Origin of the sequence: Rhizobium sp. JAB6 (assembly GCF_003024605.1) — a bacterium.
In the GTDB taxonomy this organism is placed as follows: Bacteria; Pseudomonadota; Alphaproteobacteria; order Rhizobiales; family Rhizobiaceae; genus Rhizobium.
On the sequence record NZ_PYJQ01000011.1, the window covers coordinates 97,635 to 112,608 of the forward strand.

Sequence of the window (14,974 nt, forward strand, 5' to 3'; positions counted from 1 at the left end):
TCGTTCCGCTTGTGAAAAAAGCCATGGATGCCGGGCCGATACGTTTAAGCGAAAGGCAGATGGGATTGATCTCCCGCGCACTTGCCGAACCGCGACGTGTGCAGATCCTAAAGGAGATCGGCACACGGAGCGAACCCATGCCTTGCAGCCTCCTGAACGAGTGTCATGCCGTCAGCGCCGCCACGATGTCGCATCACATCAAGGAACTCGAGAATGCCGGCCTGATCGAGATCCAGCGCGAAGGTAAGTTCGCCAACCTCGTGCTGCGCCGCGATACTCTGAACGCCTATATGGCGGAACTTTCCAAGATCTGACGATTCCATCCACGCCATCAGCATTTCTTGTCGTGGCACTTGTATCAATTAGATGATTATCTAAATATCAAAGTGACGATGCGATCGGTTTTCGGGTCGCATGCGCCAGATGATTCGATGATTGTAAAAACGTCTAAGTTTTTTGAAGGAAAAGGACATGAGCAAACTGGCAGGCAAGGTCGCGATCGTGACCGGAGCATCCAAGGGCATCGGCGCCGGCATCGCCAAGGCAATGGGCGAGGCGGGTGCGGCTGTTGTCGTCAATTACGCCTCAAGCCGCGAAGGCGCCGACAAGGTGGTTGCGGAAATAACCGCCAAGGGCGGCAAGGCGCTCGCGGTGCATGGCGACGTTTCTAAATCCGAAGACGTCAAGCGCCTCTTTACAGAAACGAAAGAGGCCTTCGGCCGCGTCGATATCCTCGTCAACAATGCCGGCGTCTACCAATTCGCCCCGATTGAGGAATTCACCGAGCAGGAATTCCATCGCCAGTTCAATGTCAATGTGCTGGGCACGCTGCTCGCCACGCAGGAAGCCGTGAAGCACTTTGGTCCCGAGGGCGGCAATGTGATCAATATCGGCTCCAACGCCGTCAGCATGAATCTCGCGACGGCTTCCGTCTATACGGCAACCAAGGCCGCCGTGGATTCCATTACCAAGATCCTCGCCAAGGAACTCGGTTCACGCAATATTCGCGTCAACAATCTGGCACCGGGCGGCGTCGAAACGGAAGGCGTCGTTGCGGCAGGCATCATCGGCAGCGACTTTGAAAAGCATCTCGTCTCCCAGACGCCTCTCGGCCGCCTCGGCCAGCCGGCGGATATCGCCTCGGTTGCCGTCTTCCTCGCTTCGCAGGAGGCCGGCTGGGTGACAGGCGAAACCATCTATGTCGGCGGCGGCCTGAAGTAGCCGCTCATCTGGATGCCGCCTCCGACGAGAGGCGGCATCGGTGGCGCGGCATGAACGGCACGTCGCGCCGATACATTGGCGAGCAATTGCCAAACCGTTCGATTTTCCTATTTAGTTGAGACGTTCGGGTTTTCCGCCTAAAGCATTTCCAGGAAAAGTGCGCAGTGCTTTCCGTCCGGAATGCGTAAAGAAACAATAACATAGAGCGTTTTCGCGGATTCGAAGAAAAGCGGAAATGCTCTAAGCACCGCAGTTGGTCATGCCGTGAAGCGACATTTCGGCTGTGAGACTTCAAAGCAATCCTGTCATCAATGCGATCCCACGCAGCAGCTGATGTCATCGAACTCCCCTCAGACCCGCCGGCGATCGCTATCGTGAACAACAAACGGAGGACGTCTTTATGAATAGCGCCAATACCAAGTCGAAATTGGGCACTCGCACCAATCTCAGCGAAGACGCGACACGTGATATTTCTGCAGCGCTGTCCGCCCTGCTGGCGGATGTCTTTGCCCTCTATCTGAAGACTAAGAATTTTCACTGGCATATGAGCGGCCCGCATTTCCGCGACTATCATCTGCTTCTCGACGAACAGGGCGAGCAGATTTTTGCCATGACGGACCCCATGGCCGAGCGCGCTCGAAAGATCGGCGGAACGACCCTGCGGTCGATCGGCCAGATCGCCAAGCTGCAGCGTATCGCGGACAATGATGCCGAATATGTCGATCCCGAGGACATGCTCGCCGAGCTGGCGGATGATAATCTGAGGCTCTCCGCCGAAATGCGGGCCGTTCACGACGTTTGTGACGAATATGGCGATGTCGCCACGGCCAGCCTTCTCGAAAACTGGATTGACGAAACCGAACGCCGTACCTGGTTCCTGTTCGAGACCACCCGCAAGTCCAACCGCTGACACCGAAGCGGCGCACCTTCGGACATGATAAGCTGAGGCCGGTTTCGCCGTACGATTCCTCGCTCCCTACAGACGAGAGCGAGGAAATCCTTGACTCCTGTGGAAAACATCTTAGAACCGGCGGCGGAAAAGGAAGACTTCCATGGTTCGCTTCGAACAGCTCGATAGCTTCAGTCACCTGGCGCAATGTGCCGGGGGGGATGTCTATTTTCCGGTTTCTTCCAAAACCAAGGCCAAAACGACGACGAAAACCGTCTGACGTCTCTGGCCTGCCGCTCTCTCCCCGGCTCGGCCGGGGACAGGAACCGGTCGTCATGGCCGCGGTTCCCCCCTCGCCAAAGAGGAGAGAAGAGAAAGAGAGCTTGAGAAATGGGTTTCAAAGTTGCAGTAGCGGGCGCGACCGGGAACGTCGGCCGCGAAATGCTCAATATCCTGGCCGAACGCGGCTTCCCGGCCGATGAGGTCGTAGCGCTCGCGTCGGCCCGCTCGCAGGGAACCGAAGTCTCGTTCGGCGACCGGACGCTGAAGGTTTCCAACCTGGAGAATTACGATTTCTCCGACACCGACATCTGCCTGATGTCGGCCGGCGGCGACGTTTCGAAGAAGTTCTCGCCGAAGATCGGCGCCCAGGGCTGCGTCGTCATCGACAACTCCTCCGCGTGGCGCTACGACGCCGACGTGCCGCTGATCGTGCCGGAAGTAAACCCGGATGCCGTTACGCAGTTTACCAAGCGCAACATCATCGCCAATCCGAATTGCTCGACCGCGCAGCTCGTCGTGGCCCTGAAGCCGCTGCATGACTTCGCCAAGATCAAGCGCGTCGTCGTCTCGACCTATCAGTCGGTCTCCGGCGCCGGCAAGGACGGCATGGACGAGCTCTTCAACCAGACCCGCGCCGTCTTCGTCGCCGACCCGATCGAGGCGAAGAAGTTCACCAAGCGCATCGCCTTCAACGTCATTCCGCATATCGATGTTTTCATGGAAGACGGCTATACCAAGGAAGAGTGGAAGGTGCTGGCCGAAACCAAGAAGATGCTCGACCCGAAGATCAAGGTCACCTGCACCGCCGTGCGCGTGCCCGTCTTCATCGGCCATTCGGAATCGGTCAACATCGAGTTCGAGAACGAGATCACTGCCGATCAGGCCCGCGACATCCTGCGTGAAGCGCCGGGCTGCCTCGTCATCGACAAGCGCGAAAACGGCGGCTATATCACGCCCTACGAATCCGCCGGCGAGGATGCGACCTATATTTCGCGCATCCGTGAAGACGCGACCGTCGAGAACGGCCTCAACCTGTGGGTCGTCTCCGACAACCTGCGCAAGGGTGCAGCGCTCAACGCCATTCAGATCGCCGAATTGCTCGTCAACCGCGGCCTGATCAAGCCCCGAAAGCAGGCTGCATAAGGGTCTGTAAACCAATTTACGGTTTATCAACCATCCTTGAGTATTCAGAATAGAATGGAAGCCCCGCCATTTCGATGAAAGGCGGGGCTTTTTTGAATGATTTTGGCGGCACTGTTTTATCGGAAACGAAAACATCACTCGCTGAAATATAATGACATGATGGCCGGATGCTGGCATGGTCCGGTGGCGACTAAACCGGCGTGATCCCTTGGCTTCCAAGGGTTTTCGCGCCATCGAAAACGGTTACCGCGTTCGCGTCGCGGTAAGAATTCGGGGACACTGAATGCGCTTCACAAAGTCTGGAATGGCAGCTCTCGTGGCGGGCGGGTTGCTGCTGGGAATGCCGCTTGCGGCAAACGCCGCCTCCTGCGGCAACACTTCCGCCGGATTCGAGAACTGGGTGCAGGAATTCAAGCGGGAAGCGCAGGGACAGGGCGTCAGCCCCTCCACCCTCGACAGGGCCTTCGCCAACGTTCATTACAACCAGCCCACCATCCGCGCCGACCGCGGCCAGAAGAGCTTCAAGCTTTCCTTCGAGGAATTCATGAAGAAGCGCGGGGGACAGACGATCATCAATCGCGGCAGGAGCATGAAGCAGGCCAATGCCGCGCTCTTCGCCAAGATCCAGAAGCGTTTCGGCGTTCCCCCAGGCCCGATCATCGCCATCTGGGGCATGGAAACCGGCTTCGGCAGCTATATGGGCGACCAGCATACGCTGTCGGCGGTCTCGACCCTGGCTTATGATTGCCGCCGGTCCGCATTCTTTACCGAGCAGCTCTATGCGGCCCTCAAGCTCGTCGGTGAAGGCTATCTCAGCCCGGCGGCGCGCGGTGCAGCTCATGGCGAAATCGGCCAGACGCAATTCATGCCGAAAAACGTGGTCCTCTACGGCGTAGACGAGGATGGCGATGGCAGGGTCGATCTTGTGGGATCGCGCGCGGATGCGCTGGCCTCGACGGCGAACTTCCTGCGCGGCCATGGCTGGCAGCCCGGCGCCGGCTATCAGCCGGGCGAGCCGAATTTCGCCGCCATCGCAGGCTGGAACGACGCCAAGGTCTACCAGCAGGCAATCGCCTATATCGGCCAGCAGATCGACGGCAAGTAAGCCCCCTCTCGTCAAACCAAAAAGGCGCTGCGACCGGCCGGTCTGCAGCGCCTTTTCATTTAATCTGCCTTCCGCCGAACTAAGCGCCAGGCCCCTTTAAATCTCAGGGCGGATGAAATCGCGCGTCGCCGGGTCCATGACCCAGAGTTCGCCGGTCGAAATATCGAACCAGGCACCGTGAAGACTAAGCTTGCCTTCTTCCTCGCGCGCCCTGATCTCCGGAAAGCTGCGCAGATTGTCGAGCGAATTGCGGATCGAGATGCGTTCCAGAGCCGTCTGACGCTCGGTCTGCGTCATGATGTCGTTGCTCTGGATCTGCTCGGCCGCCGGCTTCAGCAGCGCCATCCATCGGCCGATGAAATCGCCGGGCGACAATGGTTCGGCATTGGGATCGAGCGCGGCGCGGATACCCCCGCAGCGGCCATGGCCCATGACGACGATATCCGACACTTTCAACGACAAAACCGCGAATTCGAGCGCTGCCGAAGTCGCGTGGAAATTGCTGTCCGGCTCGTAGGGAGGCACCATATTGGCGACGTTACGGATAACGAAGAGCTCTCCAGGCCCGGCATCGAAGATGATCTCCGGCGCCGAGCGGGAGTCGCTGCAGGCGATCACGAGGGTCGACGGGCTTTGGCCAAGCTCAGCCAGAGTGCGGTAGCGTTCGCGCTCATCGGCATAACGCCCGCTCATGAAGTTGCGATAACCGTTCAGAAGGGTGTCGGGAAAGCTTTTCATGATATTGAATTACCGCGCGCTTTGGCCGATGGCAACCGTTGCGCTGCAAAAAGCCCCGGTCGCGCGCACAAGGCCGGGGCTTTCGAAAAAATACAATCGCCGGATCTTAGAACTGGTCGTCGTCCTCGTCGTCGCGGCTGGTCGACTTCAGCGACTTCAGCTTGGCGAAAACGGCGTCGGCGTCGATTTCCTTTTCCTTCTCTTCTTCACGCTCATAGCTGAAGCCGAGCTTTTCGGTTTCCTGAGCCGGCTGCAGGGTTGCGCCGAGTTCGGCGGCCGTCGGCAGCGGACGGCCCTTGGAGGCTTTTTCGACTTCCATGTCGAGATCGATCTGGCTGCAGAGGCCGAGCGTGACCGGGTCCATCGGCGTCAGATTGGCTGCGTTCCAGTGCGTACGGTCGCGGATCTGCTCGATGGTGGACTTGGTGGTGCCGACGAGACGGGAAATCTGCGCATCCTTCAGTTCCGGATGGTTGCGCACCAGCCACAGGATCGCGTTCGGGCGGTCCTGACGCTTGGAGACCGGCGTGTAACGCGGGCCGCGGCGCTTGGATTCCGGCACGCGGACCTTCGGCTCGGAGAGCTTCAGCTTGTGGTTCGGATTGGCTTCGGCGCGGGCAATTTCGTCGCGCGTCAGCTGGCCGGTGGAGATCGGGTCGAGGCCCTTGATGCCCTGTGCGGCTTCGCCATCGGCAATCGCCTTCACTTCGAGCGGATGCAGCTTGCAGAACTGCGCGATCTGGTCGAATGACAAGGCCGTATTGTCGACAAGCCAGATGGCAGTTGCCTTCGGCATGAGCAATTGTTGAGCCATGGATATAGTCCTTCTGTCAGTCCGCGCCGGTGTCGCGGTCCGGGGTGTAACACCACAATGTCCGGGAAATACGGCCCTATATAGCGATAGTGTCGCGTAATTGCAATTCTTTGCGCATGAAATGCACTTTGTCCAATTGCTGTCGTAGTTTGACCTGCTATTTATTGCGCGGAAAGAGCACTCACAACGGCAAATCGGAGTGCAAGGGAGTTGAGGAGGAAGAGATGTCGGAGAAGGTTCATCCTGTGACGAAGGCGGCCAAGGCGCATGCCTTGATCGACAAGGCGAAGTACCAGAAGTGGTATGAGCAGAGCGTTGAGGATCCCGACAAGTTCTGGGGCAAGCACGGCAAGCGCATCGATTGGTTCAAGCCCTTTACGAAGGTGAAGAACACGTCGTTCACCGGCAAGGTCTCGATCAAGTGGTTCGAGGATGGCGTGACCAACGTCTCCTATAATTGCATCGACCGGCATCTGAAGAAGCATGGCGACCGCGTTGCCTTCATCTGGGAAGGCGACAATCCCTATATCGACAAGAAGATCACCTATAACGAGCTCTACGAGCAGGTCTGCCGGCTGGCGAATGTCTTGAAAAAGCATGGCGTCAAGAAGGGCGACCGCGTCACCATCTACATGCCGATGATCCCGGAGGCGGCCTATGCGATGCTCGCCTGCGCCCGCATCGGCGCGGTGCATTCGGTCGTCTTCGGCGGCTTCTCGCCGGAGGCGCTTGCGGGCCGCATCGTCGATTGCGCCTCGACCGTCGTCATCACCTGCGACGAAGGTGTTCGCGGCGGCAAGTCGATCCCGCTGAAGGAAAACACCGATAAGGCCATTCAGATCGCCGCCAAGCAGCAGGTTGCGGTCAAAACCGTGATCGCGGTGCGCCGCACCGGCGGCAAGGTCGGCTGGGAGCCCGGCCGTGATGTCTGGTATCACGAGGAAACCGCCAAAGTGAAGGCGGATTGCCCGCCGGCCAAGATGAAGGCGGAAGATCCGCTGTTCATCCTCTACACCTCCGGCTCGACGGGCAAGCCGAAGGGCGTGCTGCACACGACGGCCGGCTACCTCGTCTATGCGGCGATGACGCATGAATATGTGTTCGACTATCATCCCGGCGATATCTACTGGTGCACAGCCGATGTCGGCTGGGTGACCGGCCATTCCTATATCGTCTACGGGCCGCTTGCGAACGCCGCGACCTCGCTGATGTTCGAAGGCGTACCGAACTATCCCGATCAGGGCCGTTTCTGGGACGTCATCGACAAGCACAAGGTCAATATCTTCTATACCGCGCCGACAGCGATCCGCTCGCTGATGGGCGCCGGCGACCATTTCGTCAAGCGCGCCTCGCGCTCCAGCCTGCGCATCCTCGGCACCGTCGGCGAGCCCATCAATCCGGAAGCCTGGGAATGGTATTACAAGGTGGTCGGCGACAGCCGCTGCCCGATCGTCGATACCTGGTGGCAGACAGAAACCGGCGGTCACATGATCACGCCGCTTCCCGGCGCAACCGATCTGAAGGCCGGTTCGGCCACCCTGCCCTTCTTCGGCGTGCAGCCGCAGCTGGTCGACAATGAGGGCAATGTGCTGGAAGGGGCGGCCGACGGCAATCTCGTCATCGCCGACAGTTGGCCCGGCCAGATGCGCACCGTCTATGGCGACCATGAACGCTTCATCCAGACCTACTTCTCCACCTACAAGGGCAAGTATTTTACCGGCGACGGCTGCCGCCGCGACGAGGATGGCTATTACTGGATCACTGGTCGTGTCGACGACGTGCTCAACGTCTCGGGCCACCGTCTCGGCACGGCGGAAGTGGAATCGGCGCTGGTGTCGCACAAACACGTGTCGGAGGCGGCCGTCGTCGGCTATCCGCATTCGATCAAGGGGCAGGGCATCTATTGCTATGTGACGCTGATGGTCGGGATGGAAGGCACCGAGGCACTGCGGCAGGAACTGGTGAAGCACGTCCGCACCGAAATCGGCCCGATCGCCTCGCCGGACAAGATCCAGTTCACCCCCGGCCTGCCGAAAACCCGCTCTGGCAAGATCATGCGCCGCATCCTGCGCAAGATCGCCGAAGACGATTTCGGGGCACTCGGCGATACCTCGACGCTCGCCGATCCGGCCGTCGTCGATGATCTGATCGCCAACAGGCAGAACAAGCCGGATGCGGCTTAAAGTCGAGCCTTCGCGCTATCCCGCCGCCTTTGAGTTTGCCGAAGAGGCGGGCGGGAAAGCAAAATCAGTGTTTAGCCGCAAAGATAAGTGCTAGATTTTGCAAGGGAGAGGCAGGCAGGGACCGCACCGGCTTTCCTGGCGTTATGCCAGCAAGCAACCGGCCCGGCTCTACCTCACCTCACGAAATAATCCGACAGAAATTCAAAAATCGATCGCCCGGCCGTTGATTTCCCAGTCGCCGAAGCGGGCGGGGTCGGCGCCTCCACGGCCGCCGATTTCGGTAGGCAACTCGGATTTTGACTGCGCCTTGCGGCGCTCCTCAGCTTCGGCGAGAGCGCGTTTTGCGGCGGGTGAGAGCGGCTTATGCGTAATTTCAGCGGCTTCGGTGTCGAGTTTATTGTCGTTATCTGCGGTTTGCATGGTCTCGCGCGACCTCCGAAATATTGAAATGAGAGGAGGAATAGCCAAATCATAGAGCATGATGCCGAAAAGTGTGAGCGGTTTTCGGGCGACATCATGCTCTGCTATTTTTAATTCCGGAGCGGATTCAGATTTCAGGTCGAAGAGACCCGAAATCATCCGGCTCCGGCGCGTCCGGCCGCAAAGAAAAAGGTTCGGACAACAGATGTGTTGGAGACCTTTCGATGAATCTCATGCGTACTGCCATGCTGCTTGCCTTCATGACCGCGCTTTTCATGGGCGTCGGTTTTCTGATCGGCGGTCAATCGGGCATGCTGATCGCATTTGTCGTCGCAGCCGGCATGAATTTCTTTTCCTACTGGAATTCCGACCGGATGGTACTCTCCACCTACGGCGCGCAGGAGGTGGATGAGCGCAGCGCGCCGGAATTCTACCGCATCGTCCGCGATCTCGCCCGCAATGCCGGCCTGCCGATGCCCAAAGTCTATCTCTATGACAGCCCGCAACCGAATGCTTTCGCGACGGGCCGCAATCCGGAAAATGCCGCCGTTGCCGCCTCCACCGGCCTGCTGCATGCGCTGACGCCGGAGGAGGTGGCCGGCGTGATGGCGCATGAGCTTGCCCACGTCCAGAACCGCGACACACTGACCATGACCATTACGGCGACGCTTGCCGGCGCCATCTCCATGCTCGGCAACTTCGCCTTCTTCTTCGGCGGCCGCCGCGACAACAACAATCCGCTCGGCATGGTCGGCGTTCTTGTCGCGATGATCGTCGCCCCTCTGGCTGCCATGCTGGTGCAGATGGCGATCAGCCGGACGCGCGAATATTCGGCCGACCGCCGTGGCGCGGAAATCTGCGGCAATCCGTTGTGGCTTGCCTCCGCACTCGGCAAGATCGCCCGCGGTGCGGCGCATATTCCAAACGAAGAGGCCGAAGGCCATCCGGCGACCGCGCATATGTTCATCATCAATCCGCTTTCCGGCGAGCGCATGGACAACCTGTTCTCAACCCATCCGAATACGGAAAACCGTATCGCCGCGCTGCATGAAATGGCCCGTTACGGTGGCGGCCGCGCCTCGCCGATGACACCGTCTTCCGGCCCATCTTCCGCCTTTGGCTCGACGGGGCCGTCCTTCACTGCTAATCCGGGGCGCAAATCGCGCTCCGTGCCGAATACGGGTCGCGGTGGTTCGCAACCGCCGAAGGGTCCCTGGTCTTGAGTTCTGACACGAAAAACAACGCTTCCAACAGAGACGGAAAACGATCGGGCAAACGGCCGCAGCCATCGCGGCAGCCTGATACGTCACCGTCGAAGCCGGGCCTTGCGGCCCGTGCCGCGGCGTCGAAGATCCTGGGAGCCGTGCTCGACCGCAAGACCTCGCTCGACGGCATGCTTGATACCGAAGGCGGCAGTGCCGCCTATACGACGCTCAGCGACGGCGACCGCGCCTTGGTGCGGGCCATCCTGAACAGCGCGCTGCGACACCTGCCGCGCATCGAGGCGGCGATATCGTCGCTGCTCGATTCGCCCTTGCCGGAAGGCGCCCGCGCCCTGCATCACGTGCTCGTCGTCGGTGCGACGCAGATTCTCTATCTCGACGTGCCGGATCATTCCGCCGTCGATCTTGCTGTCGAACAGGCTAACCGCGATCCCCGCAACCGCCGGTTTGCCAAGCTGGTCAATGCCATCCTCCGCCGCATCGGCCGCGAGAAGCAGGAAATTCTCGAGCGCATTGCGAACGTGCCGGCCATGCCAGGCTGGTTCCTGTCCCGCCTCGAAGCGGCCTATGGCGCTCCCGCTGCGCTGAAAATTTCCGACACGCAGCTCGAGCCGGCGGCGATCGATCTCACGGTCAAATCCGATCCAGAAGGCTGGGCCAAACGCCTAAACGGCGTGGTACTGCCGACCGGCGGCGTGCGGCTTGCCGCGTTCGAAGGGACCATTCCCTCGCTGGAAGGCTTCGACGACGGCGACTGGTGGGTTCAGGATGCCGCCGCCAGCATTCCGGCAAAGCTTTTCGGCTCGATAACCGGCAAGCGGGTCGTGGATCTCTGCGCGGCACCGGGCGGCAAGACGGCGCAGCTCATTCTCGCCGGCGCCCAGGTAACGGCGCTCGATCAATCCGCCAATCGCCTGAAGAGGCTGACCGGCAATCTGGCGCGTCTTGGCTTCGAAGCCGAAACCGTCGTTGCCGATATGAGCAAATATAAGCCCGACGAACTTTTCGACGCCGCTTTGCTCGATGCTCCATGCTCATCGACGGGAACGACACGCCGCCATCCGGACGTGCTCTGGACCAAGGGGCCGGAGGATATCGCCAAGCTCGCCGCCCTGCAGGAGCGCCTGCTTCGCCATGCCCTGACATTGGTCAAGCCGGGTGGCGTCGTGGTGTTTTCCAACTGCTCGCTCGATCCGGAAGAGGGTGAGGATCTGGTCGCGCGTCTGCTTGCCGACACGAAGAGTGTCGAACGCGTCCCGATCAAAGCCAGCGACTGGCCGGGTCTGGAAGCGGCGATATCGCCGCTTGGCGCTTTCCGCACCACGCCGGACATGTTGCCGCTTTCCGATGGCTTTGCCTCCGGTCTCGACGGCTTCTTTGCCGTGGTGCTTCGCCGCACGCATTAGGTGCTGAGCTCGGATCGCTTTACCGGACGGTTAAAAAACCGGCAAACATGTCCTTAATTGATATATTCGTAACCTCTTTTTAACCACGGCTAATGAGAGTATGCAGAAGCACATATGCAGATCTGCGGCAGGGTTTTGTGAATTCATACATGCGGGAAGCATGGCGGCGGATGTCGCGCCGCGCGGCGTTGACGCGATTGCGTCTCACCCGCCACACGATGCGTGTGCCGGAACGCCTGATCGTGGCACCGACAGACCTGCGCAGCGTCGATCCCTTTTTTGCGGAAGAGCTCCTGAACGGCCGCATCTTGCTGGCCGGACGCGTTCTGGAAACACAGGGGGCATCGCCCTTCTCGCTCGAATTGCCTTCGTTGGCCTTTGCCGCCCGGCTGCATAATTTTCGCTGGCTGCGGCATTTGCGGGCGGAAAAGAGCGATCAGGCCTCGGCCGTGGCACGGTCGATCCTTACCGACTGGATTGCCGTTCACGGCCGCCGGCTGCATGGGCTTGCCTGGTCGCCAGATATAGCGGCGCAGCGCCTGATCGCGCTTCTGTCGCATTCGCCCGTGCTTCTGCAGGGCACCGATAGCGGCTTCTACCGCCGCTTCATGCGCATGCTCGTTTTCCATGTGCGTTTTCTGCGCCGGATCGTAGCGTCGTCGCCCGATGGCATCACACGATTCCGCGTGCGCATTGCGCTAGCCATGGCCTCCGTCGCCATGCCGAGCAGTTCGCTGACGCTGAAACGGACGGGGCAGGCGCTCGATCGCGAGATCGACCGACAGATTCTGCAGGATGGCGGCCACATCTCCCGCAACCCGCGCGCATCGCTGGAGCTGCTGCTCGATCTGTTGCCGCTGCGCCAGACCTACGTCAATCTCGGCCACGATGTGCCGGTACGGCTGATCCCCGGCATCGACCGCATGTATCCGGCGCTGCGCTTTTTCCGTCACCAGGACGGCGACCTGGCACTGTTCAACGGCGCGACCTCGACCCTCGCCAACGAGCTGATGTCGGTGTTGCGTTATGACGAAACGGCGGGGCAGGCTTTCAAGGCGCTGCCGCATACCAAATATCATCGGCTGGCGGCCGGTTCGGCCGTCGTTATCGTCGATACGGGAACTGCAGCCTCTGTCGATCTCAGCCGCACCGCGCATGCCGGCTGTCTTTCCTTCGAAATGTCATCGGGCAAGTCGCGCTTCATCATCAATTCCGGCACACCCGAATTTGCCGGCGACCGCTTCATGCAGGCGGCGCGGGCGACCGCTGCGCATTCGACCGTGACGCTCAACGACACCTCGTCCTGTCAGTTCTCCAAATCGAAGTCGCTCGGGCCGATCATGGTCAGCGGCGTCAAGAAGGTCATCGTCGAGCGCGCCGAGACCGAGGACGGGCGCGACTATGTCCGCGCGGCGCATGACGGCTATCTCTCCGCCTTCGGTTATGTCCATGAGCGCGAGATCAGTCTCAATGCCAGCGGCACGATCGTCGCCGGCCGCGACCGGTTCTTCGTGCCCGAAGGCAAGAAGCATCAGCCGAAAGGCGAAGGCATTGCTTCGGCCCGCTTCCACATTCACCCCTCCATCAGCCTGCTGCAGACCGAGACGGATGCCGCGCTGCTGATCGCGCCGGATGGAGAGACTTGGGTCTTCTCCTCACCCGGCAACGAGGTGCTTGTGGCGGAGGATATCTTCTTTGCCGATCCGTCTGGCATGCGCTCCTCCGATCAGCTCGAGATCGTCTTCCGGATCACGGAAAAGCCGGAAATCCGCTGGTTTTTATCGCATCGGCCATAGGCTAAGCGCGTGAGCTATGCTAACGGGGCGGCATTATCCGTCCCGCGCCATCTACGCCGGACGCCTCGTCTCCCTGTGCTAGACCGGAGAAAGCCCATGGCCGTCGTTTCCAAGAAAATTCCCGCTCCCGACAAGGTGCAGGTGAAAACCGCGCTTCTGTCCGTTTTCGATAAGACCGGCATCGTCGAGCTGGCGCGTGCGCTGAGCGAACAGGGCGTGCGCCTGCTGTCGACCGGCGGCACGCACAAGGCGATTGCCGCAGCGGGCCTTGCGGTGACCGACGTATCGGAAGTGACGAATTTCCCGGAGATCATGGACGGTCGCGTCAAGACGCTGCATCCGAAGGTGCATGGCGGTCTGCTCGCCATCCGTGACGATGCCGAACACAAGGCTGCGATGAAGGAGCATGGGATCGAGGGCATCGATCTTGCAGTGATCAATCTCTATCCCTTCGAGGACGTTCGCAAGGCCGGCGGCGATTATCCGACGACGGTGGAGAATATCGATATCGGCGGCCCGGCAATGATCCGCGCATCGGCCAAGAACCACGCTTATGTGACCACGCTCACCGATCCCGCCGATTATGCCGAACTGCTGGCCCAACTTTCCACCGATGCGGGCCAGACGACCTATGATTTCCGCAAGCGCATGGCCGCCAAGGCCTTTGCCCGCACCGCAGCCTATGATGCGATGATCTCCAACTGGTTTGCCGAAGCGCTCGATATCACCACGCCACGCCACCGCGTCATTGGCGGTGTTCTGCGCGAGGAAATGCGTTATGGCGAAAACCCGCACCAGAAGGCTGCTTTCTACCTGACCGGCGAAAACCGCCCCGGCGTTTCCACGGCGACGCTCATCCAGGGTAAGCAACTTTCGTACAACAACATCAACGATACCGATGCCGCTTATGAGCTCGTTGCCGAGTTCCTGCCGGAAAACGGTCCGGCCTGCGCGATCATCAAGCATGCCAATCCCTGCGGCGTTGCCACCGGTCCCAGCCTCGCGGAAGCCTATAAGCGCGCCCTCGCCTGCGATTCCACCTCTGCGTTCGGCGGCATTATCGCCCTGAACAGCCTGCTCGATGCTGCAACGGCGGAAGAGATCGTCAAGCTCTTCACCGAGGTCATTATCGCGCCCGAAGTGAGCGAGGAAGCCAAGGCGATCATCGCCCGCAAGCCGAATCTGCGCCTCCTCTCGGTCGGCGCCCTGCCCGATCCGCGCGTAGCCGGCCTGACCGCAAAGACCGTCTCAGGCGGCCTGCTCGTTCAGAACCGTGACAACGCGCTGGTCGAGGACATGGAGCTGAAGGTGGTGACCAAGCGCGCGCCGACGGCGCAGGAGCTGGAAGACATGAAGTTCGCCTTCCGCGTCGCCAAGCATGTGAAGTCGAACGCCGTGGTTTATGCCAAGGACGGCCAGACGGCCGGCATCGGTGCGGGTCAGATGAGCCGCGTCGATTCCGCCCGGATCGCCGCCATCAAGGCCGAGGAAGCTGCCAAGGCGATGGGGCTTGCAGAGCCGCTGACGCGTGGTTCTGCCGTTGCTTCAGAAGCTTTTCTACCGTTTGCCGATGGGTTGCTCTCGGCGATTGCCGCTGGCGCCACGGCCGTCATCCAGCCGGGTGGCTCGATGCGCGACCAGGAAGTGATCGACGCGGCCAACGAGCACAATGTCGCGATGGTCTTCACCGGCGTGCGTCATTTCCGCCACTGATCGGCGGATATACCTTAGCGGAAAATCGTATATCCCTGCTG

General features: G+C 60.3%; 13 protein-coding genes. 10 read left to right on the forward strand and 3 right to left on the reverse strand.

Annotated features, from left to right (window positions below; translation table 11 throughout):
- Positions 1 to 59 precede the first annotated feature (59 nt).
- From C7U61_RS18900 to C7U61_RS18920, 5 genes are all read left to right on the forward strand, one after another.
- Positions 60 to 314 (forward strand): helix-turn-helix domain-containing protein, encoded by a 255-nt coding sequence (locus C7U61_RS18900; RefSeq protein WP_083258232.1) that lies wholly within the window; start codon positions 60 to 62, stop codon positions 312 to 314.
- 157 nt (positions 315 to 471) lie between these two features.
- Positions 472 to 1,221, forward strand: a complete 750-nt coding sequence (locus tag C7U61_RS18905) for a glucose 1-dehydrogenase (protein ID WP_106999606.1) — start codon at positions 472 to 474, stop codon at positions 1,219 to 1,221.
- 400 nt (positions 1,222 to 1,621) lie between these two features.
- Positions 1,622 to 2,131 carry a DNA starvation/stationary phase protection protein gene (locus tag C7U61_RS18910; protein WP_106999607.1) on the forward strand — a complete coding sequence of 170 codons (510 nt, stop codon included), beginning with the start codon at positions 1,622 to 1,624 and terminating at the stop codon, positions 2,129 to 2,131.
- 369 nt (positions 2,132 to 2,500) lie between these two features.
- The gene (locus C7U61_RS18915) at positions 2,501 to 3,535 is read left to right on the forward strand and encodes an aspartate-semialdehyde dehydrogenase (RefSeq protein WP_069613887.1); all 1,035 of its coding nucleotides are present in this window, start codon (positions 2,501 to 2,503) and stop codon (positions 3,533 to 3,535) included.
- 283 nt (positions 3,536 to 3,818) lie between these two features.
- Positions 3,819 to 4,640, forward strand: a complete 822-nt coding sequence (locus C7U61_RS18920; RefSeq protein WP_106999608.1) for a lytic murein transglycosylase — start codon at positions 3,819 to 3,821, stop codon at positions 4,638 to 4,640.
- A gap of 96 nt (positions 4,641 to 4,736) precedes the next feature.
- Here C7U61_RS18920 and C7U61_RS18925 read toward each other — a convergent pair whose 3' ends face one another.
- Positions 4,737 to 5,378, reverse strand: coding sequence for a carbonic anhydrase (locus C7U61_RS18925; protein WP_106999609.1), 642 nt, complete (start codon positions 5,376 to 5,378; stop codon positions 4,737 to 4,739).
- Between the two features lie 106 nt (positions 5,379 to 5,484).
- On the reverse strand, positions 5,485 to 6,192 hold the full coding sequence (locus tag C7U61_RS18930) for a DUF1013 domain-containing protein (RefSeq protein WP_106999610.1): 708 nt from the start codon (positions 6,190 to 6,192) through the stop codon (positions 5,485 to 5,487).
- 224 nt (positions 6,193 to 6,416) lie between these two features.
- Here C7U61_RS18930 and acs point away from each other — a divergent pair, with 224 nt between their 5' ends.
- The gene (acs, locus tag C7U61_RS18935) at positions 6,417 to 8,375 is read left to right on the forward strand and encodes an acetate--CoA ligase (protein WP_106999611.1); all 1,959 of its coding nucleotides are present in this window, start codon (positions 6,417 to 6,419) and stop codon (positions 8,373 to 8,375) included.
- A 201-nt stretch (positions 8,376 to 8,576) separates the two neighbouring features.
- Here acs and C7U61_RS18940 read toward each other — a convergent pair whose 3' ends face one another.
- Positions 8,577 to 8,795, reverse strand: coding sequence for a DUF1674 domain-containing protein (locus C7U61_RS18940; protein ID WP_106999612.1), 219 nt, complete (start codon positions 8,793 to 8,795; stop codon positions 8,577 to 8,579).
- A 224-nt stretch (positions 8,796 to 9,019) separates the two neighbouring features.
- On the opposite strand from C7U61_RS18940, the gene htpX reads away from it, so the two are divergent.
- From htpX to purH, 4 genes are all read left to right on the forward strand, one after another.
- A complete protein-coding gene (gene htpX / locus C7U61_RS18945) occupies positions 9,020 to 10,018 on the forward strand; it encodes a zinc metalloprotease HtpX (RefSeq protein ID WP_106999613.1) in 999 nt (332 codons plus the stop codon).
- Positions 10,015 to 11,424: an RsmB/NOP family class I SAM-dependent RNA methyltransferase gene (locus tag C7U61_RS18950; RefSeq protein ID WP_106999614.1), complete on the forward strand. Its 1,410-nt coding sequence runs from the start codon at positions 10,015 to 10,017 to the stop codon at positions 11,422 to 11,424. The genes htpX and C7U61_RS18950 overlap by 4 nt, the downstream gene beginning before the upstream one ends.
- A gap of 92 nt (positions 11,425 to 11,516) precedes the next feature.
- Complete coding sequence (locus tag C7U61_RS18955; RefSeq protein ID WP_106999615.1) at positions 11,517 to 13,220, forward strand: heparinase II/III family protein; 1,704 nt, start codon at positions 11,517 to 11,519, stop codon at positions 13,218 to 13,220.
- 96 nt (positions 13,221 to 13,316) lie between these two features.
- The gene (gene purH / locus C7U61_RS18960) at positions 13,317 to 14,933 is read left to right on the forward strand and encodes a bifunctional phosphoribosylaminoimidazolecarboxamide formyltransferase/IMP cyclohydrolase (protein ID WP_106999616.1); all 1,617 of its coding nucleotides are present in this window, start codon (positions 13,317 to 13,319) and stop codon (positions 14,931 to 14,933) included.
- Positions 14,934 to 14,974: the final 41 nt, after the last annotated feature.

Excerpts from the sequence above, each read along its gene's own strand:
- C7U61_RS18900 (WP_083258232.1), top strand. The coding sequence starts at position 60 with ATGGGATTGATCTCCCGCGCACTTGCCGAACCGCGACGTGTGCAGATC.
- C7U61_RS18905 (WP_106999606.1), top strand. The coding sequence starts at position 472 with ATGAGCAAACTGGCAGGCAAGGTCGCGATCGTGACCGGAGCATCCAAG.
- C7U61_RS18910 (WP_106999607.1), top strand. The coding sequence starts at position 1,622 with ATGAATAGCGCCAATACCAAGTCGAAATTGGGCACTCGCACCAATCTC.
- C7U61_RS18915 (WP_069613887.1), top strand. The coding sequence starts at position 2,501 with ATGGGTTTCAAAGTTGCAGTAGCGGGCGCGACCGGGAACGTCGGCCGC.
- C7U61_RS18920 (WP_106999608.1), top strand. The coding sequence starts at position 3,819 with ATGCGCTTCACAAAGTCTGGAATGGCAGCTCTCGTGGCGGGCGGGTTG.
- C7U61_RS18925 (WP_106999609.1), bottom strand. The coding sequence starts at position 5,378 with ATGAAAAGCTTTCCCGACACCCTTCTGAACGGTTATCGCAACTTCATG.
- C7U61_RS18930 (WP_106999610.1), bottom strand. The coding sequence starts at position 6,192 with ATGGCTCAACAATTGCTCATGCCGAAGGCAACTGCCATCTGGCTTGTC.
- acs (WP_106999611.1), top strand. The coding sequence starts at position 6,417 with ATGTCGGAGAAGGTTCATCCTGTGACGAAGGCGGCCAAGGCGCATGCC.
- C7U61_RS18940 (WP_106999612.1), bottom strand. The coding sequence starts at position 8,795 with ATGCAAACCGCAGATAACGACAATAAACTCGACACCGAAGCCGCTGAA.
- htpX (WP_106999613.1), top strand. The coding sequence starts at position 9,020 with ATGAATCTCATGCGTACTGCCATGCTGCTTGCCTTCATGACCGCGCTT.
- C7U61_RS18955 (WP_106999615.1), top strand. The coding sequence starts at position 11,517 with ATGAGAGTATGCAGAAGCACATATGCAGATCTGCGGCAGGGTTTTGTG.
- purH (WP_106999616.1), top strand. The coding sequence starts at position 13,317 with ATGGCCGTCGTTTCCAAGAAAATTCCCGCTCCCGACAAGGTGCAGGTG.